Annotated in this window: 18 protein-coding genes and 3 tRNA genes; 12 read left to right on the top strand and 9 right to left on the bottom strand. The window is 30.5% G+C overall.

Annotated features, from left to right (window positions below):
* The first annotated feature begins 7 nt into the window (after nucleotides 1-7).
* The 3 genes from ACIQ56_RS01680 (at nucleotide 8) to ACIQ56_RS01670 (ending at nucleotide 3,786) form a co-directional block, all read left to right on the top strand.
* Nucleotides 8-964 carry an HAD family acid phosphatase gene (locus ACIQ56_RS01680; protein WP_397599350.1) on the top strand — a complete coding sequence of 319 codons (957 nt, stop codon included), beginning with the start codon at nucleotides 8-10 and terminating at the stop codon, nucleotides 962-964.
* A 1-nt stretch (nucleotide 965) separates the two neighbouring features.
* On the top strand, nucleotides 966-2,072 hold the full coding sequence (locus ACIQ56_RS01675; RefSeq protein WP_397599349.1) for a MalY/PatB family protein: 1,107 nt from the start codon (nucleotides 966-968) through the stop codon (nucleotides 2,070-2,072).
* A gap of 445 nt (nucleotides 2,073-2,517) precedes the next feature.
* Nucleotides 2,518-3,786: an MFS transporter gene (locus tag ACIQ56_RS01670; protein ID WP_397599348.1), complete on the top strand. Its 1,269-nt coding sequence runs from the start codon at nucleotides 2,518-2,520 to the stop codon at nucleotides 3,784-3,786.
* Nucleotides 3,787-3,793: 7 nt separating this feature from the next.
* Here the strand turns inward: ACIQ56_RS01670 and ACIQ56_RS01665 are convergent, their stop codons facing one another.
* Together ACIQ56_RS01665 and ACIQ56_RS01660 are read right to left on the bottom strand one after the other, a co-directional pair.
* On the bottom strand, nucleotides 3,794-4,270 hold the full coding sequence (locus ACIQ56_RS01665) for a hypothetical protein (RefSeq protein ID WP_397599347.1): 477 nt from the start codon (nucleotides 4,268-4,270) through the stop codon (nucleotides 3,794-3,796).
* Nucleotides 4,271-4,765: 495 nt separating this feature from the next.
* Nucleotides 4,766-7,039, bottom strand: a complete 2,274-nt coding sequence (locus tag ACIQ56_RS01660) for an aconitate hydratase (protein ID WP_397599346.1) — start codon at nucleotides 7,037-7,039, stop codon at nucleotides 4,766-4,768.
* 229 nt (nucleotides 7,040-7,268) lie between these two features.
* Between ACIQ56_RS01660 and ACIQ56_RS01655 the strand changes: the two genes are divergently transcribed.
* From ACIQ56_RS01655 to ACIQ56_RS01640, 4 genes are all read left to right on the top strand, one after another.
* Nucleotides 7,269-7,344: transfer RNA gene (locus ACIQ56_RS01655), tRNA-Glu, on the top strand.
* A 164-nt stretch (nucleotides 7,345-7,508) separates the two neighbouring features.
* Nucleotides 7,509-7,585: transfer RNA gene (locus tag ACIQ56_RS01650), tRNA-Glu, on the top strand.
* 35 nt (nucleotides 7,586-7,620) lie between these two features.
* Entirely contained in the window at nucleotides 7,621-8,271 is a 651-nt protein-coding gene (locus ACIQ56_RS01645) for an HAD family hydrolase (RefSeq protein WP_397599345.1), read from the top strand.
* Nucleotides 8,272-8,465: 194 nt separating this feature from the next.
* On the top strand, nucleotides 8,466-8,594 hold the full coding sequence (locus tag ACIQ56_RS01640) for a hypothetical protein (protein WP_397599344.1): 129 nt from the start codon (nucleotides 8,466-8,468) through the stop codon (nucleotides 8,592-8,594).
* Between the two features lie 56 nt (nucleotides 8,595-8,650).
* Here the strand turns inward: ACIQ56_RS01640 and ACIQ56_RS01635 are convergent, their stop codons facing one another.
* The 3 genes from ACIQ56_RS01635 to ACIQ56_RS01625 form a co-directional block, all read right to left on the bottom strand.
* Nucleotides 8,651-10,759, bottom strand: a complete 2,109-nt coding sequence (locus tag ACIQ56_RS01635; protein WP_397599343.1) for an HD-GYP domain-containing protein — start codon at nucleotides 10,757-10,759, stop codon at nucleotides 8,651-8,653.
* Between the two features lie 114 nt (nucleotides 10,760-10,873).
* On the bottom strand, nucleotides 10,874-12,238 hold the full coding sequence (gene dnaB / locus ACIQ56_RS01630) for a replicative DNA helicase (RefSeq protein ID WP_397599342.1): 1,365 nt from the start codon (nucleotides 12,236-12,238) through the stop codon (nucleotides 10,874-10,876).
* Nucleotides 12,239-12,338: 100 nt separating this feature from the next.
* Nucleotides 12,339-12,806, bottom strand: a complete 468-nt coding sequence (locus tag ACIQ56_RS01625; RefSeq protein WP_397599341.1) for a helix-turn-helix domain-containing protein — start codon at nucleotides 12,804-12,806, stop codon at nucleotides 12,339-12,341.
* Between the two features lie 245 nt (nucleotides 12,807-13,051).
* Between ACIQ56_RS01625 and ychF the strand changes: the two genes are divergently transcribed.
* The gene (ychF, locus tag ACIQ56_RS01620) at nucleotides 13,052-14,161 is read left to right on the top strand and encodes a redox-regulated ATPase YchF (RefSeq protein WP_397599340.1); all 1,110 of its coding nucleotides are present in this window, start codon (nucleotides 13,052-13,054) and stop codon (nucleotides 14,159-14,161) included.
* Here ychF and nth read toward each other — a convergent pair.
* From nth to ACIQ56_RS01605, 3 genes are read right to left on the bottom strand one after another with little or no spacing between them, the layout of a single operon-like run.
* Nucleotides 14,151-14,810, bottom strand: coding sequence for an endonuclease III (nth, locus tag ACIQ56_RS01615; protein ID WP_397599339.1), 660 nt, complete (start codon nucleotides 14,808-14,810; stop codon nucleotides 14,151-14,153). The genes ychF and nth overlap by 11 nt on opposite strands.
* On the bottom strand, nucleotides 14,807-17,719 hold the full coding sequence (locus ACIQ56_RS01610) for a sulfatase-like hydrolase/transferase (protein WP_397599338.1): 2,913 nt from the start codon (nucleotides 17,717-17,719) through the stop codon (nucleotides 14,807-14,809). The genes nth and ACIQ56_RS01610 overlap by 4 nt, the downstream gene beginning before the upstream one ends.
* Nucleotides 17,716-19,938, bottom strand: a complete 2,223-nt coding sequence (locus ACIQ56_RS01605) for a sulfatase-like hydrolase/transferase (RefSeq protein WP_397599337.1) — start codon at nucleotides 19,936-19,938, stop codon at nucleotides 17,716-17,718. Before ACIQ56_RS01605 ends, ACIQ56_RS01610 begins: the two co-directional genes overlap by 4 nt.
* A gap of 104 nt (nucleotides 19,939-20,042) precedes the next feature.
* Here ACIQ56_RS01605 and ACIQ56_RS01600 point away from each other — a divergent pair, with 104 nt between their 5' ends.
* The 4 genes from ACIQ56_RS01600 to ACIQ56_RS01585 all read left to right on the top strand — a co-directional run bounded on the left by ACIQ56_RS01600 (nucleotide 20,043) and on the right by ACIQ56_RS01585 (nucleotide 22,133).
* Nucleotides 20,043-20,879, top strand: coding sequence for a hypothetical protein (locus ACIQ56_RS01600; RefSeq protein ID WP_397599336.1), 837 nt, complete (start codon nucleotides 20,043-20,045; stop codon nucleotides 20,877-20,879).
* 95 nt (nucleotides 20,880-20,974) lie between these two features.
* Nucleotides 20,975-21,051 (top strand) — tRNA-Gly (locus tag ACIQ56_RS01595).
* 129 nt (nucleotides 21,052-21,180) lie between these two features.
* A complete protein-coding gene (locus tag ACIQ56_RS01590) occupies nucleotides 21,181-21,687 on the top strand; it encodes a DUF2165 family protein (protein ID WP_397599335.1) in 507 nt (168 codons plus the stop codon).
* Nucleotides 21,688-21,965: 278 nt separating this feature from the next.
* Nucleotides 21,966-22,133 carry a hypothetical protein gene (locus ACIQ56_RS01585; protein WP_397599334.1) on the top strand — a complete coding sequence of 56 codons (168 nt, stop codon included), beginning with the start codon at nucleotides 21,966-21,968 and terminating at the stop codon, nucleotides 22,131-22,133.
* 18 nt (nucleotides 22,134-22,151) lie between these two features.
* Here the strand turns inward: ACIQ56_RS01585 and ACIQ56_RS01580 are convergent, their stop codons facing one another.
* On the bottom strand, nucleotides 22,152-24,398 hold the full coding sequence (locus ACIQ56_RS01580; RefSeq protein WP_397599333.1) for an alkaline phosphatase family protein: 2,247 nt from the start codon (nucleotides 24,396-24,398) through the stop codon (nucleotides 22,152-22,154).
* Between the last annotated feature and the right edge of the window lie 125 nt (nucleotides 24,399-24,523).

The following is a 24,523-nucleotide window of genomic DNA, read 5'->3' as shown; positions in this document are numbered from 1 at the left end:
AAACAAAATGGATGCAAATCAACTATGGCATACTATTCAATTACAGATAGAAACAATTAAAAAAGAAACAGATGCTTTTCATCATCCCGTTTTAGAAAGAGCCTGTGACTCTATAAAAGAAGCAATCGATAAATTTTTTAGTGAGCAAATTACTTTAGGCTTTCCACACCCACATCCTAGAAGTAGAATTTATCGTTCAGAACCTAAAACTTGGGATATTCGAGAAAGCAATTCGAAAGAGATATTAAATTTAATTCTTAAAAAAGCTAAAAAGGCTAAAAAAAATCCAATTTGTGTTTTTGATCTTGATGGAACATTATTTGATGTAGGTTATAGAACTATAGGTATTATTAAAGAATGGTTAAATTCAGATGCTTCTTTAAATTTTGATAAGAGCTTAATTCAAAAAATATCTAAAATTAATTATGATCATGTAGGTTATAGTCTTTCACATTTGTTTGAAAACTCTGGGTTTGATTTACGAAACCAGCAAATATTGAGTGTATTTAGTTCTATTGAAAGAGTTTGGAAGAAAAAATTTTTTGATGGAGTATCATTAGTTCATTATGATGATACGATTAAAAACTCTTTAAGTTTTGTTAAAACAATAGAAAATAATAATATTGAAATTTTTTATTTAACTGGAAGATATTGGCACTCAATGCGAAATGGGACAATTGAACAATTAAAAAAATTTAATTTTCCATTTAAAGAAAAAAATTTAATTTTAAAAATGAATCCTTTTGAAGATGATCAGCTGTTTAAATCAGAACAAATCCATAATTTATCTAAAAGCTATGAGATATGTGGTAATTTTGAAAATGAATATTTAAATTTAGCATATATGGCACTTGAAGCTAAAGATGCAATAAATGTTATATTGGATACTCAGCATTCTGGAAGACCAACTCCCTCATTAGAAATTCCTATTTACAGAATTTCTCATTTTGATGAAATAGAATAATATGTTTAAATATAATTTTAATGAAGAATTTAATAGAATTGGTACAAGTTGTTATAAATGGGATGGAAGAAAAAAGTTTTTAGGCTATCCCGATGTTTTGCCAATGCATGTTGCCGATATGGATTTTCAATGTGCTCCTGAAATTTTGAATATTATTCAGGAAAGAGCGTCGCATCCTTCTTTTGGGTACGCTATTTATGATGGTTCTCATTTTGTTACGTTATCTGAATGGATATGGAATCAACATCAATGGAAAATATCCCCCTCTTGGTGTTTATATAGCCCCAGTATTGTTACTTCATTGAGTTTGTGTATTCATTCTCTTACAACAGAAAGTGATGGAATTATTATACAAACTCCAATTTATCCTCCATTTATGGAAGTCATTAGAAATAATAAAAGAAATTTATTAGTAAATCGTTTAAAATTAAATTCAAATGGTAATTATGAAATAAATTTTGAAGATTTTGAAGACCTTTGTAAAAATAAAAACGCAAAAATGTTTATTTTATGTAGTCCTCATAATCCTGTGGGTCGTGTATGGACTAAAAATGAGCTCATTAAAATTTCTGAAATTTGTTTAAAATATAATATCGTCATAGTATCTGATGAAATACATAGCGACCTTGTTTATAAACCAAATAAACATATTAATATTGCTTCTATAAGTAATGAAGTTTCTCAAAATACGATTACTTGTATTTCTCCCTCTAAAACTTTTAATATTCCTGGAATTTCAAGTTCAGCAATTATAATCGAAAGTAAAATATTAAGAAATAAATTAAATAGTTCTCTTGATAAATTTCATTTATTTTTGCCATCCGTTTTTTCGGTTTTGGCTTTTGAATCAGCCTATAAATTTGGTTATAACTGGTACCAAAATTTAATGTTATATTTAGAAAATAATCAATCTATATTAAAAAATTGGTCGATTGAAAATCATGAATATGTTGATTATCGTTCACCTGAAGCAACTTATTTGGGTTGGTTGTCATTTAAAAAATTGAAATTAAATGATGCTGAATTAAAAAAAATCATTTATGAAAAGGCACAAGTTGCATTGGATCCCGGTTCTAGGTTTGGTATTGGGGGGGAGAAAGTTTTATGAGAATTAATTTTGCTTGCCCTAAAAAACAGTTAGAATCTGCTCTTCATAAATTAAAATACGCATTATCTTCAATTTAATCCTATAAAAATAAAATTAGTTTATTTTTATTTTTTTTTAAATATAAATAATACAAAACACAGATATAAATATCTGAAATTATTAGACTATAAAATATATTATTTTTTATATCTTGCCATTTTTGCTATATTATGCTATGTAATCATTCTGTAAATTTTATTATTTATTTATAAAAATTTATAATATTCGATAAATTATCAATTAGGTGCCAGTCATGAAATCCATATACCTCTCACAGAGGTTATATAATCAAATAGCTTTTAAACTTTTCTAGCTCATTATTCTATTTATAAATTTAATAGTACAATATTATAAAATTTTGTTTTTTTAATAAAGTTTTAATTTAAAATTAATAATTGAGTGAGTTATGTCAAAAATTGAAAAAAAATATGCATTTATTTTTGTTGCATTTTTAATTATATATGAATTTAGTGTTTATATAGCCAATGATATGATCATGCCTGGTATGATTCATATTGTTAAAGAATTTTCTGCCAGTGACGTTTATATTCCTAGTTCCTTAACTGCATTTATATTAGGTGGAGCGAGCTTACAAATATTTTTAGGCCCTTTGTCTGATAGATACGGTCGAAGAAAAATTATGCTATTTGGTGTAACTTTATTTGTTTTAGCAACTATTGCAAATGGTCTTGTGAATTCTATTCAGCAATTTATGGTTACACGTTTTTTTCAAGGTATGGGAGTTTGTTATATTGGTGTAATAGGTTACGCTACAATTCAAGAAATGTTTGAAGAAAAAAAAGCTGTAAAAATAATATCAATTATGACTACTGTCTCTATTTTAGCTCCTTTAATAGGACCTCTTAGTGGTAGTATTTTTTTGGAATATTATAATTGGAGAGGAATTAATTTAATAATTACATTTTTTTCTATTATTTCATTAATTGGTCTTTATTTTTATTTTCCAGGAAAAAATAAATTTAAATTAATTAAAAACAAGGTAGAATTAAATTCTGATAAAATTTACGAAAATATCTTTAAAGAAAGCTTTAAAAATTATTCGTTGATTATAAAAAATAAAAAATTTATGGCAGGTGTTTTAGCATTTTCAATAATCGAATTGCCATTAATCATATGGATTGCGACTTCACCAATTGTTTTAATAAGAAAAGCGTCTTTAAGTCAGTTTGAATATGGTCTTTATCAAATTCCAATTTTTAGTTGTTTTATTATTGGAGTAGTTATTTTACAGAAATTGCTTAAAAAATACACTTTAGAAAAAATAATTCTATTAGGAACCGTATTTTCAGGAGTAGGTTTATTTTTGAGTATGTTAGCACCTATTTTTTTTGCAGAACATTTTTTATCCATAGTTGTTCCATATTCTATTTATGCGATTGGCGTAGGTCTTATCAGCTCTCCGATCTATAGGCTTGTCTTATTTGCTTCTGAGGTCTCAAAAGGCTCTGTTGCCGCTGCTTTTAGCGTGGTTTCCATGATTTTCTTTGGTTTGGGAACTGAGCTCATGGGAATGATTTATCGAAATCAGAGTAACATTTTATTTGGTCTTTATAGTTTTATTTTATTTGTAATTTATTATTTTTCTATAAAATATTTTATTCATTCTAATAATGCTAAATCAGAACAAATTTTAGAAAGAAAAGTTATTTCCTAAGAAAAATTTATAATTTTCCTACAACATTTAGGATTGATTTATCAATTTTTTCTAATTCTGATTTAGTGACTTTTTTAGAGCATAATAAAGCTCTTTTATTTATATTATTTATATCGGTTAAAGATTTATACGTTAAATTTAATTTTTCATCTTTATATTCTTTTTTAAAATACTCAAATTCATTTAAAGCCATTATCATATAATCGGCTCTATCATTTTCTATTTGTTTTAACATGCCTAAATTATCAGTATAGGTTAATCTAAATCCTGTTATTCCATCATTTGAATCATCCATTTTATTGATATCGTGTTTTTTAATGGTGGATATTTTTGAATCTTCGTATTCTCCATATGAGTATTTTATTTTCAATAATAATAATAAATCAAAGTTAGATAGAAAATCGCTTAAAGTTTTATTTTCTTCAAATCGATTATCTTCTTTTCTATGCACAATTACGTTTTTTTTGTCCTTATAAAAAGGCAATGAGTAGTTTCCAATGTCTTTTTTATCATTTGTTAGGATTTTATAGCCTATACATATTTTTTCTTTATTTTCTTTTAGCTCTTCATATGATCTAGCTAAAGGAAATTCAACAAAACTATACTTTAATTTGGCATTATTAAAAATTAACTTAATTTTTTGATATAGTTCTCCAGAGTTTAATTCATTTGAATCCCCTTTATAAATGAAATAAGGTGGTCTATCTTGGTAATGAATTTTAATTTCGTTTAAGTTTTTTGGAAAGATATTTATTTGTAAAAATAATATAAATAAAATACAAATTGTTTTTAAGTAAATATTTTTAATGACAACTCTCCTTAATAAAGATTCTAAATAATTCTATTTTAGTTAAATATTATTGTAAAGAAGGTGTATTGGATTCTTAGATTTTTATTAAATATTGCAATTAACAATAAAAAAGAGATATATTTTATTAAATATAAAATATATCTCTTAAAAAATTACTTAAGCAGAGGTTTATTTCTTTGAAGCAGCAATCAAGTTTAATGCGCTTCCTGCTTTAAACCAGCCAATTTGCTGTTCGTTAAAAGTGTGATTCAACATGATATTTTCACTTTGGCCGTCGGTATGTTTAACGGTAAGAGTGATTTGTTTTCCTGGTGCAAGATCTTTTGCATTCAGTGCGAAGGAATCATCTTCACGAATTTTTTCGTAATCTGCTGGGTTTGCAAAGGTTAGAGGAAGCATACCTTGTTTTTTAAGGTTTGTTTCGTGAATACGAGCAAAGCTTTTTACAATAATTGCTTTACCGCCAAGATGACGAGGTTCAAGAGCCGCATGTTCACGAGAACTGCCTTCCCCATAGTTTTCTTCACCTATTACAATCCAGCCGATTCCTTTTGCTTTATAGTCACGTCCTGTTGCAGGAACGGCTCCTATCGCATTTGTGAGTTGGTTTTTAACTTTATTTGCTTCTCCATTAAAGGCATTGATAGCCCCAATAAGGAGGTTGTTGGAAATATTGTCAAGGTGGCCACGGTACTTTAACCAGCTTCCTGCCATAGAAATATGGTCTGTAGTGCATTTTCCTTTTGCCTTAATAAGTAAACGAAGATCATTAAAATCTTTATCTAAGTTTGGGGCATTAAATGGTTTAAGCACTTCTAGTCTGTCGCTTTTTGGATTGATGTCTACTGCTACCTTAGAGCCATCTGCAGCTGGAGCCACATAGCCGTGCTCGTCTTTAACGAAACCTTTGTCTGGAAGATCAAGGCCTTTTGGGGTTTGTAGCATTACTTTTTCGCCTTTATCATTGGTTACAGGCTCTTTTGTAAAGTCGATGCTAAGATCACCAGCTAGAGCAAAACCAATTACGGTTTCAGGAGAAGCAACAAAGGCATGTGTTTTTGGGTTTCCATCATTACGCGCGGTAAAGTTGCGATTGAAACTTGTGATGATTGAGTTTTTTTCATGCGAGCCATGGCGTTTCCATTGTCCAATACAAGGCCCACACGCATTTGCCATTACATTTGCCCCTAATTTTTCAAGCACACCAAGCTGCCCGTCACGTTCTATTGTTGCTCTCACTTGTTCGCTGCCTGGAGTAATTAAAAATTCGCATTTTGATTTAATACCCTGAGAAGCAGCTTGTTTTGCAACAGAAGCAACGCGATCGATGTCTTCATAGGAAGAGTTTGTGCAAGAGCCGATTAATGCTGCGCTTAATTGAACAGGCCAATTATTGTCTTTAACGGCCTTAGCAAACTGAGAAATAGGAGTTGCTAGGTCTGGTGTAAATGGGCCATTTACGTGTGGTTCAAGTGTATCTAAATCAATTGTAACGACTTGATCATAGAATTTTTCTGGATTTTTTTCAATGTCAACGTCTGCTTTTAGGTATTCGCTTACCCCATCAGCTAATTTCGCAATTTCTGCGCGTTCTGTCTTCTTAAGGTAATCAGCCATGCGGGAATCATATGGGAACAAAGAGGTTGTAGCACCAATCTCAGCGCCCATGTTGCAAATCGTCCCTTTGCCTGTACAGGACAAAGTTGCTGTTCCTGGGCCAAAATATTCTACAATTGCGCCCGTACCGCCTTTAACTGTGAGAATTCCTGCAAGCTTTAGGATGATGTCTTTTGGAGAAGCCCAGCCCTTAAGGGAGCCAGTCAGCTTAACCCCAATTAGTTTTGGAAATTTGAGTTCCCAAGGAATGCCAGCCATAACGTCAACCGCGTCAGCTCCACCAACACCAATTGCGATCATTCCTAAACCGCCGGCATTCGGAGTATGGGAATCTGTACCAATCATCATTCCACCTGGAAAAGCATAATTTTCAAGAACAACTTGGTGAATAATACCTGCGCCAGGTTTCCAAAAACCAATCCCATATTTTTTTGAAACATTCGCAAGAAACTCATACACTTCAGAGTTTTCTTTGTTAGCTGTAGCTAAGTCTGTAGAAGCGTTAACTTCAGCTTGAATGAGGTGGTCACAGTGAACGGTAGAAGGCACTGCTACTTTTGGAATTCCGGCAGACATAAATTGAAGAAGAGCCATTTGGGCTGTTGCGTCTTGCATAGCAACACGGTCGGGGAAAAAGTCGACGTAGTCTTTACCCCTGCCAAAATTGTTTAGTTCTGTGCCTTTTCCGCCATTTGCCGGCTTTAAGTGAGCATAAAGAATTTTTTCGGTGTAAGTCATCGGTCGGCCAAGAAGCTTACGTGCAGAGTCTACGTTAGACTTGAAATTTGAATAAACTTTTTTAACCATATCTAGATCTTGAACCATAAAAAAACCTCCTAAAAGACACTCGAAACGCCCGCGTTGTGCTATAACGTGGCACTATTCTAGTAATATCCTCTTGTCGGTTGTTATGAAACAAAGTGTGAAACAATAATTTCTTTCGAGCCATAAAAAAACTCAATATCTCTGGTCGACTAGATGACACTAAAAATTTTTTCCAAAAACGCTTGACTCTTTTCTTGCGAAAGAATACTTACCCGTTCACGGAAGTAATGGCCCTATCGTCTAGAGGCCTAGGACACCGCCCTTTCACGGCGGTAACACCGGTTCGAATCCGGTTAGGGTCACCATTCTCCTGACAAACAAAAAAGCCAACCTTATAGGTTGGCTTTTTTGTTTTAAATTCTATTTTATCTTATTTTATTTTATTTCATCTTTTTTAAAATGATTTATTTCATGCTGCATTGTAGTTAAAAAATGTTTTTGCTACAGATAGAGTTCGTCATCTTTATCCGACCCTTTCGTCTAGTAGGTCCAGGACACCATCCTTTCACGATGGGAACATGGGTTCAAATCCCGTAAGGGTCACCACTTTTCTTTCATTATATAATTCATAGGAGTACAAAATGATTTTGAAAAATCATGTAATTTTTGATTTTAATGGTGTGATAGTGAATGATGAAGAATTACATTTTGAATCGACTAAAATCGTATTAAAAAATAGTTTAAATATAGAAATAACGAGTGATGATTATTATAAGTTTTTTGCAGGAAAAACAAATAAATCAGGATTTTCTGTTTATTTAAATTTTAAAGGTGTGCAAGAAAATATTGAAAATTTAATTATAAATAAAAATAAAATATACTTAGAACTTATTTCTAAAGAAGTTCCAGTTGTTTCCTCTACAATTCGTTTTATTAAAGAATATCATTCAAAATATTGTTTTTCTATTGTAACAGGAGCAATAAGAAAAGAGGTCGAATTTATCCTTGATAAAACAAAATTAAAATCTTTTTTTGATATTGTATTATGTTCTGAAGATTTTAAGGAAAGCAAGCCTTCTCCTGAAGGTTATTTAAAGGCAATTGCATTATCTAAAATTCCTGCAAAAAATACTGTGATTATTGAAGACTCTATTAGCGGAATCGAAGCTGCAAAAAATGCAAATACCCGCTGTATCGCTTTAACGACTACTTTTAAAAGAGAAGAAATTTCTCATGCTGATTTCATTGTGGATGAGCTTAAATTAGAGCATGTTGAGAAATTTTTTATTTAAATGAACTTTAAAATTAGAAATTACCTCTTAATTATCAAAGAAAAAATCTCAATATTTATTAAATAAACAAATTAATAAGCAGTATTTTAAGGAACATCACTCTTGACATCCATTTTTTTTAGAAGATATTATAAAGGTTAATATTTTTCTAAAAATGGAATGACTTTTTTCTTTCTACTAAAAGGAGATTTTTTATGTCTTTTATTGCAGAGCAAAATGAAGAAGATCTTTTTGAAATTGATTTTTCTGTTTCGTGTATTGAATTGATTGAAAATGATTTGATTTATAGATCCTATGATACCTGTATTTGTATTCAAGACTAGAATAAAAATTCTTAATAAGAAGAAAGAATAAGATAGGTCTTCTTTGTATTTTTTAATTAAGCTACGGAAGAGTTTTTAGTTTCTTTTTCAGCATTTTGATTTAAAATCAAGTGACCAACTCTTGCTTCTACAAAAATTTTAAATAGATCACCGTCTAATTTTCCATGTTTTACTTCTGCTTCAAGAATATTTAATGCTCTTTCATAAGGTATTGCTTTTTTATAAGGTCTATCTTGTGCTACTAGGGCATCAAAAATATCTGTTATTGCCATCATTTTTGCTTGTACAGGAATATTTTTGCCCTTTAAATTTCTTGGGTAACCTGACCCATCTAATCGTTCATGATGTCCATATACAATTTCAGGTATATCGCGTAACTCATTTGACCAAGGAATTTGAATTAAAAAGTTATAAGAGTGAGTTACATGACTTTCTATTTCAAGCCTTTCTGCTTGGCTTAAAGAACCTTTTTTAATACTTAAAATTTCTATTTCTTTTTCGGAGAGTAAGGAATAAGAATTATCTCCAACAATAATTTTTGTTGCTGCAATTTCCGAAATTTTGTCAAAAAATTCTTGGCTTAATAATGCAGGTTCGTTAACATCTAAAATAACATCAAAATATTTTGTAAATTTAGTAGAAATATTTAAAATTTCTTCTTTATGTTTTTCAAGTTCTTCTTGTTTTGGGATTTCTTTTTTTGCCATTAAATTGCTAATATATTTTTCTAAAATATTGATATGTAATTTGTCTTGTAGCATTAAGAAACGAGATTGAATTTTTTCTAACTGATATGGGAATAATTTTTTTTCTTTATTTAAAATATGTTCCCTTACTCCAATTTTCCCAAAGTCATGTAATAAAGAGGCATAACGAATTTCTTCAACTTGAATTTTTGAAAATTCTAAGGAAGAATATACTCCATTTTTTGTATTATTAATAGCTTCTGCAAGTCCAACAGTTAAAGTTGCAACTCGTTCGCTATGTCCTTTTGTTGTTGGATCTCTTGATTCTATGGCAATTATACTTGCTGCCGTAAATGACTCAAATGCTTTTTTAAGATCATTTATAAGCTTAGAATGCTCTAAAGAGATGCCAGCTTGATTTGTAAAAGATTCTAACAAATTTAAGTCATGAGAAGAAAATTTTGAAACATAATTATCAATATCAGAATGTTTCGTTAAAATATTATCTTCAGAAATTCTTTTATTTATTAAAATAATAAATCCTTCAATTTCTCCAGAAGGCAAATGAATGGGAAATGCACAATAAGATTTAATTTTATAGGTTTTTGAATCGAAATCTATTTCAGGCAATGGGCTTGATTTTTTTAATGCAATAATTTTTTCTTTATTTGGTAAATTATTATTATCTTCAAACCAAGAAACACCAGATTTATTTTCAATCATACTTTTTGTTATTTTTGAATGATTTGGGTCTAGAGTATTTCTCTTTAAAAATATTTTTTGGCTATTAAGAATTTTTGATTTTTGGATAAATTTTAATGGTTTATTTAAAATTTGTATTTTATTCATTTCTTTTGGATTTGGTGGTTCAGCAAATATGTCTTCTTTTATTAAAATAAAACCAGCGTCTGCAATGGTGATTTCCATACTTTTTTTCAGAACCAAGTCTAAAAAATCTTTAGCATAGAATGATTTATTAGTCATTGCTTTGCTAATATCTTTCATTGCTCTACTTTCAAGCTCTCTCAAAAAAGAAAATGATTCTAAATATTCATAACTTGAATTTAAAAATAAAGAATAAATAGAATTCCTTATTTCATAAAAAAATTGATTTCTAGAAATTGGGATTCTTAAATTTCCTAATACATTTATGTTTTTATAAATATTTGATATTTTTTTTCGAAGTAAAATTGTTGGTAAATCTCTTGGGTTTTCAACTAATATAAAACCAGAATGTTTTGCGTTCGTTCCAGAGTTATAATGCCTTTTTATCTTTTCATTGTTATTAAAATATTGTTGTGGTGTTAAAATATAAATTTTTAATATTTCAGGATTTGTAATTGGATTTAAAAATTCATCATTGATATCTTTTTCCGTTAAATGAATTTTGAGATCACTTATATCTGAAAATGGCAATTGAATATCATATGGTTTGTATAAAAAAACGATTTCGATTTTATTAAATGGCGAAATTGTCACAAAGCCTCTCCAACCAATCCTTTTATCAGAAATGATCAGATGGCTAATCGGTTTTTTTTAAAGAGTTCATTGGGAAATGATTGCATTTAACTTTAAATAAAACATAGGAAATAATTAACTATCGAAACGAGCTAGGTTATGGAATGAAGTAAAACTACTTTGGAAAGCAAGTTTTACGGTATCAATAGACCCATGTCTGTTTTTGCCAATAATAATTTCAGCAATACCTTTGTCAGGGCTATCTTTATTGTAAACTTCATCACGATAAACAAACAAAATTTGGTCGGCATCTTGTTCAATAGAGCCCGATTCACGAAGATCCGAAGGTCTTGGCCTTTTATCTGGGCGTTGTTCGAGTCCGCGGTTTAACTGAGATAAAGCAATTACTGGACAACTTAATTCTTTTGCTAAAGACTTCAGTCCCATACTGATGATTGAAATTTCACGTTCCCGATTTTGTGAACCTTTTGAAGAAGTATGTGCTGACATTAATTGAAGATAGTCAACAATTACCATGTCTAGAGCACCCTTTTCTCTTTTTACTTTACGGCAACGGCTTGCCAGATCAATTATGCTGATACCAGGAGAATCATCAAGCAACAACTTGTCCGTTTGGAAAGAAGCTGCTTCAGGATAAAGCCTTCCGAGCTCTTCGCTTGTCATTTTGCCATCTCTAAATTTATGAGATTCAATTTTAGCAGCTGTTGCAAGCATTCTTTGCATTAATTGAGCGTTACTCATTTCAAGGCTAAAAAAAGCTACTGTTTTTTGATGTAAAAACACGGCATTGGCAGCAAAATTAAGGGCAAGGGATGTTTTACCCATGGCTGGACGTGCCGCTAAAATAATAAGGTCAGAGGGCTGAAAACCTGCCGTTATTTTATCAAGATCAGTAAAACCACTTGGGATCCCCGTAATTTTTCCAGGGTTTTGAAATATTTTTTCAAGATCTAAAATGGTTTCTCGGACAACTTGAGCAGAAGAAATTAAACCTGTTGTGATACGCGATTCTGCGAGTTGCGTAAATTTAGATTCCGCATAACTTAAAAATTCATCTACATTTGCACCAGCAACTCTTTTGCCACGAGTCACAATTTCTGCGCAGGCTTCAATTACAATACGAAGTTCCCAATATTTTTTTACTTCATCAAGCCAGTAACCAAGTAATTCGGGACGTGCATTAAACTCAAGGAGCCTTCTGACTCCTTCAAGATCACCAACTTTTAAGTTATCCCCTTTTTCTCTTAATTTCCCATAAACTAAAGTAACGTCTGCTGGAGTGTTTTCAGCAACAAGTTCTCTCATTGCAGCAATAATAATTTGATGCTGAGGGTCAAAAAAATAGTCGGGAATTAATTTGTCTGTGTAACCAAAAATACTTGAAGGAGTGGCAAGAATTGTACCAAGTACAGCTTGTTCCGCTTCACGTGAATGAGGTAGTCCAGCAATACTTGGTGTGTTTTGTGGTGTTATATTCATTGAAAACCTATCAAATTATTGAGCTCATGCAGACTTAAAATAAAGCAAGTTAAAAGCTATAATTTAATTAGGAAGAGTATGAATAACTCCACTAATTAAATTATTGTCTAGCTTCTACAGAAACGTCTTCTAATCTAGAATTAAAAGAATTTCTTTGAGTGGTGGGTTCAGGGCTTCTCAAAGCTCTGCGAAGATCACGAGGTTCTATAGAAAATTCTTTTAATTTTCTATGAAGCGTATTTCGGTTGCATCCTAGAACATCGGCAGCTTTACTTTGATTGCCTTTTGTTTTTTTCAAAACTAAAGCAAATAAAGGTCTTTCAACGTGTGCTAATACTGTTTTAAGAATGTCATTTGGAGAATCTTCATCAAACTTTTCAAATAAATTATATAATTTCCAATATACAAGTTTTTCAAGACTTGTTTCTTCAATAAATAATTTAAATTCTTCAGGACATGTAGAAAAACTTAAAAGTTTTTCATTCGCCATTGGTGAGTTATCGTTATCATCCGCAGGTCCTTGGACAGTTGCTCCCTCTATAGTTCTATTTAGGTTTTCAGAATTCATGTAATATTCCTTTAAAACAAATATAAATTCCCAGTTGTAGCAGGACAGTGTCAACACAGTGGGACGATGCCTCAACTAAAGTCAACTCAAATCATAGGCTCACGACTGGTTTAACACGAGTTACAGAACTGTCAACCAATGCAGCACAACCTTCTTATTTGACCTTGCCTTGTAGGAGAAATCGTCTTAGTGTAACCCGCTGCCGATTTGGAAGGCAATAGATTTAAAAAAAAAAGAGGATTTTTATGGGATTTAATTGCGGTATTGTTGGTCTTCCTAATGTTGGAAAATCAACATTGTTTAATGCGGTAACTCGTACAGCGAATGCCCAAGCGGCAAATTATCCATTTTGTACAATTGAGCCTAATGTGGGTCGTGTTGCTGTTCCAGATGAAAGACTTGATAAAATAAATCAAATCGTAAACGCTAAAAAAGTTATCCCTACTTTTATGGAATTTGTTGATATTGCAGGTCTTGTAAAAGGTGCAAGTCGCGGAGAAGGCTTAGGAAATCAGTTTTTAGGACATATTCGCCAAGTGGATGCCATTGTTCACGTTGTTAGATGTTTTGAAGATTCAAACATCACTCATGTTGATGGTAGCACCGATCCTGCAAGAGATATCGATACAATTAATACAGAACTTATTTATTGTGACTTTGAAACAGTGAATAAAAGTATTGATAAAATGTCTCGCCTCTTAAAAAACAATGATAAAAAATTAGTGGCATCTCATGAATGCGGTGTGAGATTAAAAGCTCATTTAGAACAATTAAAACCAGCACGTTCTTTTGTAATTTTAAATGAAGACGAAGTCGATTATTTAAAAAGTTTGCATTTAATTACAAGAAAACAAGTTTTATATGCTGCAAATGTAAATGAAAATGAACTAGCTGATAATGGAAATAATTCAAAGCATGTGAAAGCTTTAAGAGAAATTGCTGAAAAAGAAGGTTCTAAAGTAGTTGTTGTATCGGCAAGACTTGAAGAAGAACTTGGTCAATTAGATCCTGAAGACGCTAAAGTTTATATGGATGATCTTAAAATTTCTGAACCTGGTCTCGATAGATTGATTAAAACTGGGTATTCTCTTTTAGGACTAATGACATACTTTACTGCTGGGGTTCAAGAAGTTCGAGCATGGACAATTCCAAAAGAATGTAAAGCTCCTCAGGCTGCAGGTGTGATTCACTCTGATTTTGAAAAAGGGTTTATTTGCGCTGAGGTTTTTGCTTATGACGATTTAATTCGTTTAGGCAGTGAAGCTAAAGTAAAAGAAGCGGGATTATATCGCAAAGAAGGACGTGATTACGTTTGTAAAGATGGCGATATTATGAATTTCTTATTTAATGTGTAACACCAATTTTTAAACAACTTTTATGAATTGGGCAATTTTCGCATTTAGGATTGCGTGCGGTACAATGGTATCTTCCTTGAAATATTAAAAGGTGATGCGCTTTTACCGCATATTTTTTTGGAACAATTTTTAAAAGATCTTCTTCTATTTCTAATCTATCTTTTGTTTGCTTTACAAGGCCTATTCTTTGAGAAACTCTTTCAACATGTGTATCTACCGCCATAGTCGGTAAATCACATAATACATTTAAAATTACATTTGCCGTTTTTCTGCCTACTCCAGGAAAAGATTCAAGGTCAGTTCTATTTAAAGGAACAACCCCATTAAATTTATCAATTAAGATTTTAGATAATTTATAACAATTTTTTGCTTTTGTTGGAGCAAGTCCTATACTTCGAATAATTTTTAAAAAATTATCTTCACGCATTTTTACTAAATCAAATGCAGAAAATTGTGGTTGTTCTCTTAATAAGGGTTCTAAAGCTTTATTAACAGACTTATCTGTTGCTTGTGCACTTAAAACAACTGCTATTAATAATTGAAAATGATTATTATGATCTAACTCACATTTTGCATTTGGCCAAGTTTTCATTAATATAGAAAATACATTTTCAATTTCTTTTTTTTCTAATAATAAATGGTTTTTCACTTTGCATAGCCCCAATCTCTTAGAGCATTTTGCAAAGCGGCTCCTGCTCCTGTTCCTTCTAATTGTTGCACTTGTTCACTTGAAAGTGTTTTTTGAATAACAACTGGCTTATCCGATGATTTGTAATTTGCTTCTATTATTCCATCTGGCGGAGCAAAAAAAGTACAAATATTATTTTCTAAAATAGATACGATTAAGTTGTGATCAACTTTATTTCCATTGGCGCATGTTATTGCGGTAATATTTTTTTCTAATTCGATTTTATTTAAATTTCCATTACCTATATTTATCCAAATACCTTCATCTGATTTTACATTTCCATTAAAATTAAATAGGATTGAATTTTTATTTTTGATTTCTTCTAATTTTAATCCATCTGGAATTAATGCAACTTTAGGAATTTCTTCATTACCATTTAAATTAAATTGAATATTTAAAGAAAATTTCCCGTCATATTTTGGAGTAAAACGAATTATTTTACTAGACGGAGATGAATTAAAATAAGCGGTTCGCAATGCTTTTAAATTTTGATTTGATACATTTGGCAAAAGTTTTTCAGAGTTTTTTGAAAAATCAACTGACGAAAACATTTCCGGCTGATACCAACTTATTTTTTCACTCCAAGGATTATGAGTCAAATATAACTTAACATTATCAGGAGCAAGTTGTCTCATATATTTCATTGGACTATTTTTAAAATTTTCACCCCAATATAAAATACCTGCATACTTATGTCCATCAAAATAAATTGTATCTCGTTTACTTAAGAGATTAGGCAAATCAATATCATTTTCTTCTTTTAAAGCTGGATAAAGATCGATTCCTCTCCAAAGCGGATTCATATTATTTCCTCCTGCTAAATGATATAACGTGGGAAATAAGTCTACATGAGCAGTTGGTATAGAAATTGTGGAGCCATTTAATCTGTTATTTTTAGCAAAATGCATTATTAAAGGAACTCGGACTTCTTCATCAAATAAAGAATTTCCTTTATCTGCATAACCTCCATCAATATTTTGGTTAACTCCTAAAAAATAGTACCAAGGTTGTACATCCATTTGCGCGCCATGATCTGAAGTAACAATAATGTCAACATCATCATAAATCCCTAATTCTTTTAATTTTTTAATAATATTTTCAAACTCACCGTCCCAATATCGACCAACGCCATTATAAAGTTGTCTTTTTTGATTTAATCCAAACGGTTTTGAAAAAAATTGACTTAAATCTATTTTATCCAAGGGTGGTTTATAGGGACCATGCATAGTATTATAATGAACGTATAAAAAGAAAGGGGAATCTCCATAGGTTTCTAACCATGATCCCATTTGTTCCGTAATTTGTCGTGCTTCATATTCAGGGGTCTCTGAAATGACAACATTGTGAAATCCTAAATCAACTCCCCCTTGCATCGCTTCAGAAAACAAAGAAAGCCAACCTATGCCTCCAACTCGGTAACCTAAATTCTGCATAGAAGAAGCCATTAGAGGAATTTGTTTATCATAAAAACTTTTACGAATATTAGAATCTGCGGCATAAGTAAAAGCAATTGATCCTATTTCTCTTGAGTAACGTGAAGTCATTAAAGGAATAACACTTGGAACTGTCATGTTACCTTGAGCTCTGTGTTCTAAAAATTTAATACCATTATTTTTTGCGAATTCATTTAAATTTGGCATTATTTCATTGTTATAAGCGGTATTTGCTTTTAATGTATCAACTAAAATAAATATAATACCACGTCTTTTAGGAGGATTAACTACATTTCTTTCAAAGCTAAAATCACCCAATGCAAAAATGCAATTATTATCTGTGATATCTACTCCTTTAGCATTGGGCGCATTTATTTTAAATTGAGAGATATAATCTTGATCAGTTGGTTGTGAAAGAGTGTTTTCAAATATTTTATTTTGAGTTATTTCAGAAGATATAGCAGTTATTTGTTCTGGTGGTGATTTCAAATTTATAATAAACTCACCTACAACTCCTACATCGGGTGTCGTATTTGGAACAAATCTTTCATTCCATGCTGATTTAAAGGAATTAGGAGACCTTGGTTTGTTTTTTGGAGGTGTATTTTGAATTATACTTGTAATTACTTTACCAGTTTTATCTTTTAATTGAATTTGACATTGGTGAATAGAATTATCATTTGTTGGAAATAAATAGTATTGAATTCGAATTCTGTTACCTTCTTCAAATTCAATAGGAACATTTCTATTTCTTAAAATTTGTATTGGAGATTTTTCACCAACTAAAAAACCTCTTACTAAATTTAACTTAACAGGATAATATCCTATACCAAAATGAATCAATCCTGGAGGAGCTTCTGGCTCAATAACAGGTATTATTGAAACCCCTCTTGAATCTTCTGGGTTTATATAATTAAAATAATTTTTATTACTAGAAACCCCTTTTTGTTTTGTATAAGGAGCTTCAGTATATAACCAATCAGTTTTTATATTTGAGCTATTAGAGAGTTTAGTAGATATTGAATTGTAAGCTACTCTTTCTGGAACAGGAAGAATACCACGTATTAATATAAAAATAACAATTGGTATTGCAATAATAAAAAATGCTATTGTTGTTTTGAAAAGAATTAATAACCAAAATCGATTTCGTGAAATTAAATTATTCATTTTTTCAAATAATTTTCTAACCCAAAGTGGACCAGCTCTAAAAGAATATCTTTCCCCTTTTATATCATAAATAAGAGCCTGTCTTTCATAGGCACCTAAAGCGCTTGGTGGCATTCTTTTTTTGATTCCATTTAGGCCAGGTAATTTAATTCCTCTTAAGGCAAAAGCTAACGCTATTCGTCCATAGAAATATACGAAAGATAATCTTAAAACTTTTGTAGGTCTTAAAATAATACGAATATAATGTCTTTTAATTTTTGATTTTTTCATTGACTAACATTCTCTGCATAGAAAAAGGAACCATTGCCACTAAGAATAATTTCGACTCCACGAGAAGTCAAATATTTATTCATTTGATTTAACATTTCTTTAGCAATAGATTGATATAAATTAATATTTGATGAGTCTTCTAGTAAATTATATTTTGCATTTTTATCTGTTCTTAGATGTAAGGATAAAGACACTCCAGCTTTTGTTGTTCTTGCAATCAATCTATATGTTTCGTTAATCCAAGCTCTTTCCTTTACACCAGGTATTGATTGTGAATAGCTAGGGCGAATGTAAAATTCAAAATTCATACCCGCATCGATATCAATTAAAGATGTTACTTTTGGATAGATCATGCGTGGATAATTTTCAGGAGATAAAAATCCAGATGTAAACCAAATTCCAGTCTCCATATAAGCAGAATTTTCAGGGAAATCGGATATTTTTTCTTTTACATCTAATAAAGGTTCTCCATCTATTATCTGTTCATTTATTTTGACATTAATTCTTCTAGCTATAGTTGGTGCAATGTCTATAGTTCTAATAATAGGTTTAATTGGAATATCAGCTTTGTTTACTTGAGCGTTTCCATTTAAAAATATGACAAGAGGAGTTACGTTAGAATGTTCCCCAGCTACGCCATCTCCGTGACCCATTCCTAAATTTCCTTCATATAAATTTTCTCCGTGATCACCAAAAATTAAAATCATTGAGTTTTTTAACCATCCTTTATTATTTAATTCATCAAATAAATCTTTTAATGTATCGTCTATAGCATTTAATCCACTGTCATATAAAGAAATTGTTTGCTCTTTCAAATATTCAGGAATTGTTATTATATTTATATCATTTTGAGTTACAATTTGATCAGGAGTTTTTCTAAAAATATAATTCCCTTTTGTATCTTTTTTCTGAAATTTTGCATACCAAGGACCAGGCGATGCGTAAGGAAAATGTGCTGTTGAAAAAAATGTTGTTAAAAAAACGGGGCGTGAAAAATTTGAAAATTTATTTAAACTTTTTGAAATAGAATTTGCAATTAATCTTGGATCAGATATTTCAGGTGTTTCTAAAAGAGAAGGTAAAACTCTTTGCAAATTTGGTAAAGTTAATATTGCTTGAATTGGACTAAAAGCCGAAATAATTCCATTTTCAACTAATGTTCCTAAATTAGAGGATGGAGCATTAATTTCAGAAGCTCCAAAAGGATATCTTGGAAATATATCACCTGCAAAATCAGAGACAAAAATTGTGGAGTATCCAGTTTCTTTAGCTGATTCAAATATAGTTTGTTTTTTTCCTATTTTTGAACTTCTTGGTGGAAACATTGTTCTTACACCTGCTTTTGAAGCGTAATTTCCTGTTGCAATTTCAACCCAGCTTGGAAAAGTTCTTGGGATACCAACAAGCATTGGTTTGAATAAAGTAGCTTCTGGTAATTTACTTTTTAGAAATGGCATTACGTTTGCATATTTAGGATCATTTAATCTGTCAAAACGAAGGCTATCAATTGCAAAAATAAAGACATGTGGTCTAGCCTGATTGGTAGAATTTTTAGGTAAATTAACTTTAAAAGATGAATTTAAGTTATACAAAAATATAGATCCAAAAATAAAGAAAATTAAAAAAGAAACACCTTGAATAGAAAAAATTCTTGACTCTTTATCTAATTCATCGACATGAATACTTGAGCGGGCTTTCTTCACTTTTCTACTTTGTTGAGTGAGATATTTAATATGAATAAATAAATTTAAAGTAAAACTTATTGAAATAATAATAAAAGGTAACCATTCAATTAATGTTCTTCTTCTAGCTGAATCATTTAATGTAGAAATAAATTGAATAAAATCTCTAAAAAATTCGACTTTTTGTGTAATTAACCAGTTTTCAGTTACACCTGGGTAAAGACCACAAATTCGAATAATTGCAGAAACAAAAAAGATGAGCCCAAAAATAATTTTGTATTTTATTGTGAAAGAAGATGAAACAAATTGTAAACCTAGACAAATTATCCAAGCGGTAAATATAATTTTTAGTAAAGAAACAAAAACAAGGTTGGGTTGTGTTTTAAATATTGTTAAAATAATAGAGGAAGTATCTTGCCCCATATAAACAAATCCAGAAGAAAATATTAGCGATACTATAAAAAAAGGAATTAAAAAAATAAAACTTTCAAGTAAGTAACGAACCCAAAAAACTCTCCAAATTTTTACCGTCAACATCTTAACACCTTTGTCTCTTTAAAAATATCGCGCGTGATAAACTCCCAAAAGTATCCTTTAATTTGTACTTGCTTACAAAAAAAGGTGTACTATTGGAGAATTGCATGAAGTTACCAAGAATTTACGAGCATTTCAGGCAAGGTCAAATTTTTACGATTGAAGAGGCCCGTGAAAAGCTAAAAACTACTGGAAACACGCTACGCAAAAGATTAAGTGAACTTTCCTCTAGAGGTTATATTTTCTCAATTCGTCAAGGTCTTTATAGAGTCACTAAAATTGGAGAAAGACCTGATTTTGAAAAAAGTTCACCTTTTGCTATCGCAGGAAAACTCACACCCTATTCTTATGTGGGGTTTCACTCCGCTATGCAACTTCATGCAAAAGAAGTACCAAAAGAAAACGATACCATTTATGTGGTCAGTCCTACAAAATTTAACTCCTTTAAATTCGAAGGAATTCATTATTTTTGGTGCCAAAGTCCAGAACCTCATGGCTTAGAAACTTTTTTATTAAATGAACATGGAACAGAATACGCTGTTTTAACTACTAATTTTGAAAAATCTCTTGTTGATTGTTTAAAAAGACCAACACATTGTCCTCCCTTTTATGAGCTTGTAAGATTATGTAGAAAAAGCGGATATTTACCTGATATTGAAAAAATTTTGAAATATGCTTCAGACTGTAATGTTCAAGCTCTTTTTAATAGACTTGGATTTTTATTTGAGAAAAATTTACCCTATTGGCAAATCCAAGATGGTTTTTTTAAATATATTGAAGATAGAATGAGTAGAAAACAGACAGAATGGCCGATTATTTATGAGCATAATAAAAACTCTAATGATTCTTTTTATTTAAGTAAACCTAAAGGTTCGGCAAACATAGATATTTCCGTCATGGAATCTAAAAACCGTTGGAAAGTCCAGTTTTCTCAGCAAAATTGAGTACATATTCTCTATTTTTTATTTTGACCAAAATTTTTAGGGAAACAACTTGACTCCGCATATCTCTTTCAGTAGATCATCCTTTACTCCTAGGTGCGGGAGTAGCTCAGTTGGCTAGAGCATCGCCTTGCCATGGCGAGGGTCGAGGGTTCGAGTCCCTTTTCCCGCTCCAATTAAAACCGCAGTTTTGTTTATCAAAGCTGCGGTTTTTGTTTATCTAAATAAATGAATTATTAAATTTTCATATTTTGTTACACTTTTATTAAATTTTCTATCTTTTATTTTATGGGGGAAATAGATCATGATGGCTAGTTTAGAAAGAGTTTGTAAAATCGTTCTTATGCTTTTATTTGCTATATATATTTCTATTGTTACATTAAATAATGTATTAGATTATAGCTCTAATTTTAATTTTGTAAAACATGTTCTATTAATGGATACAACTTTTAAAAATAATGAATTAATGTGGCGTTCAATCTCATCTCCTAATATACATACTTTATTTTATATAGGGTTAATTTCTTTTGAAGCAATGATTTCTATTTTAGCATGGATGGGCTCTTTTTTCATGATTAAAAACTATAATTTAAGTGCTAAAAAATTTCATAACTCAAAAAAATTATCAGTTATAAGTCTTATTTTAAGTTTAGTTATGTGGTCATTATTTTTCATGACTATTGGTGGTGAATGGTTTTTAATGTGGCAATCACCAACTTGGAATGGTCTTGCTGTCGCTCGACCTATGTTTTTGATTGTTGGAATGACATTGTTATTTATAATAAAAAAAGATGATGAAAAAGAGAAATAAATAAATTAGGAAATAATTATTTTATGATTCAAATAAATAAAGCTCAATTTGAAGATTGTGAAATATTAACGTACATATTTTTTTAGCACCTAAAGATATGTGTTATTTACCCGTTTTATATACAAAAGAGGAAACCTTATGGTGGATAAAAAATATTGTGATGAAACAAAACGATATTTATATTGCAGAATATAAAAATGAAAAGGTAGGTTTTTTAGCAAAAAATAAAGAGGTAATTGAACATTTATATGTTATACCTGATTACCAAAATTTTTCTATTGGACAAAAATTTTAAAACAGGAAATAAATTTGAACTTTGGGTATTTCAAGAAAATATACGTGCGATTCGATTTTATGAAAAAAATGGATTTATATTAGTAGAAAAAACTAATGGAGAGAGAAACGAAGAAAAAGTTCCAGATGCTAAATATATTTGGAGTCATTAATCCTTTTTTTATTTCATATTAATTATTGTTATTACTATTATGAAATAAAGCCAGTCCAACATTGGGACAATCCTTTTGTCTTTTTGCTTCTGCAAAATCAAAATAAACGTGCTTTATTCCTTCTTTAGAAATTAACATTTTGTTATTTAATTGAGAGTAATAGCTATTTAATTCTGGGTCAATAAATCTATTTTTGGAATTTAAATTAAAATTAATCGGATGAGTAGTTGGTTCATAAATTTCAAGTTCACACGAAGAAGAAGATGTTACTGTAATAGGCTCTATTTTATAACTCTCTTGGTTATATCCTGAATTTTTTATAGCTTCATATAATATTCTACCATCTGTATTATGTAATTTAAATCCTAAAATATTTGCAATAGTTGGAGCAACATCAACATTTCCTGTTGGTAAATTATTTTTCATTTGAGAATTAAAGTCGGGACCAAAAGCTAATAAGGTATTATGAACATCTGTTCTTCCAAAAGTGCCATGATCTCCTCTTTCTGTATCGCCATCTGTTGAATCAAATTCAGTTCCTGGAAGTCCATTCACAATGACATTTGGATTGCTTGTTACGCTAATTACCATATCGGGATTTCTACCATCTTTATTTTCAAGTTTTACATAGGAAAGAGGCAAGACACCACGAGGAAAGTTTTCTCCTATTGGATATCGATTTTCATCTACAAATATGACTGAATATTCTTGTCTTCTCTGGAAAAAATTGACTAAAGATTTCATAATATTTATATCATGATTTGGAATATAAATATAATCACTTCCTCCATTTGCAGCAACAACAATTTTATTCACCCCATTTTTATTAGATATATCATTTGGAACTAAATAGCTTGGGGATGTGTAAGCAGAATTTTTCTTAGAATCGTCAATACAGCTTCCATCTGCGGGATTATATCCAAGAGAATTTATATTAATAGAACCATCTTCATTTCTTATACCACTCATTGGCATATTAAAAGAACATCCTCCGCCATCATATGCAGCAATAATATTCCCGCTTGGGGTTTTTAATTGCGCTTTAGAAATTAAATCTGCAGTTCTAATTGTTCCCGATGTTGAGTAGCCATTCGTAAATAGCATTTTTTGATTGCTAATAGAGTGAACTATTTTTTCTGATGAAGTTTTATTTGAAATTTTTCCATTTGCAATATCATGCATAGGATACATTAATTGTGGAAAACCTTCTGAATCATTTCTTTTTGTTGCAACAATATTACTATGAGCATGGTCAGAAACAATGATAATATTTGTTTTATCATAAATACCTATCTCTTTTAATTTTTTATTAATATCACCTAAAATAAGATCATTTGATCTTAAGGCATCATAATATGGTAAGGTTCCGGGGCCATAAGCATGTTGAGTAGAATCTGGATTTCTTAACCAAACAACGCTTAATTGTGGCAATTTAGTAGGAAGGATATGGTTTAAAAATACATCTGCCATATATTCATTTTTTTTATTAAATGGAGAGTTTGTTGCAATTGATGGGTCTGATATTTCTTTGCTTTCAGCTAAACGAATAATAGGATCACTTGCAGTTGGATTTCCATTATCGAGAGCTAAAATAAACTCACCTTTATTATAGGCATTTTCTGTTAACTTAGGTAATTTTACATTTTTGGCTTGTAGTTCTTTCGCAAAAGACAAGGGCCAAACATGATTTTCATCTAATATATATCCACCAGATCTAAAGTCTTGAAAAAAGGCAGGACCGGATTTTCCTATTACAGCAGTAGTCATTCCTAATTTTTGAGCTTCTTGTAATAATGTAGAGACTTGAACAAGGGGTTCGTCGAGGTTTGCTTGAATATTATTGGGCTGATCGAGGGCTTTTAAAATTTTATAATCTTCAGTAAATATGGGTGACAAAAATGTGCTTGTAATATTATTACCACTTGCATTTGTCGCAACCCCAAATTCTTTGTTTGCTCGCCAAGGTTGATATAAATTATTTCCATAAAATCCACTTTTACCAGCATAGTCGCCTGTAGCAAAAGCTTGAGCATTATTCATTGTGAATGTAGGATAAGCAGAATGGTTATCTTTGAACTCAACTCCATTTTCAGAAATATAAAGTAAATTTGGAATTAATTTTTTGGCTTTTAAATCTGTTAAAACATCGGGTCGTAATCCATCCCATACAAAAAGAATGACATAATTTTTGTCATTTTTTTTTGTATTCATATTTTGTGAGTTATTGTCTGAAATATTTTTATTTGTTTGGCATGAATTAAACAAAATGATCTTCCCCCAATTTTATAGACACAATTAACCGACCTTTTTCATTGGTCTAGTTATTTCAAATATAACTGGAGACAGATATCCATTCGACGAATGCTTTCTAACACGATTGTAGTAAACTT

Source organism: Silvanigrella sp., from assembly GCF_044369315.1.
Classification (GTDB): domain Bacteria; phylum Bdellovibrionota_B; class Oligoflexia; order Silvanigrellales; family Silvanigrellaceae; genus Silvanigrella.
The sequence above is the reverse complement of the archived record's forward strand: the minus strand, read 5'-3'. Positions and strand labels throughout refer to the sequence as shown.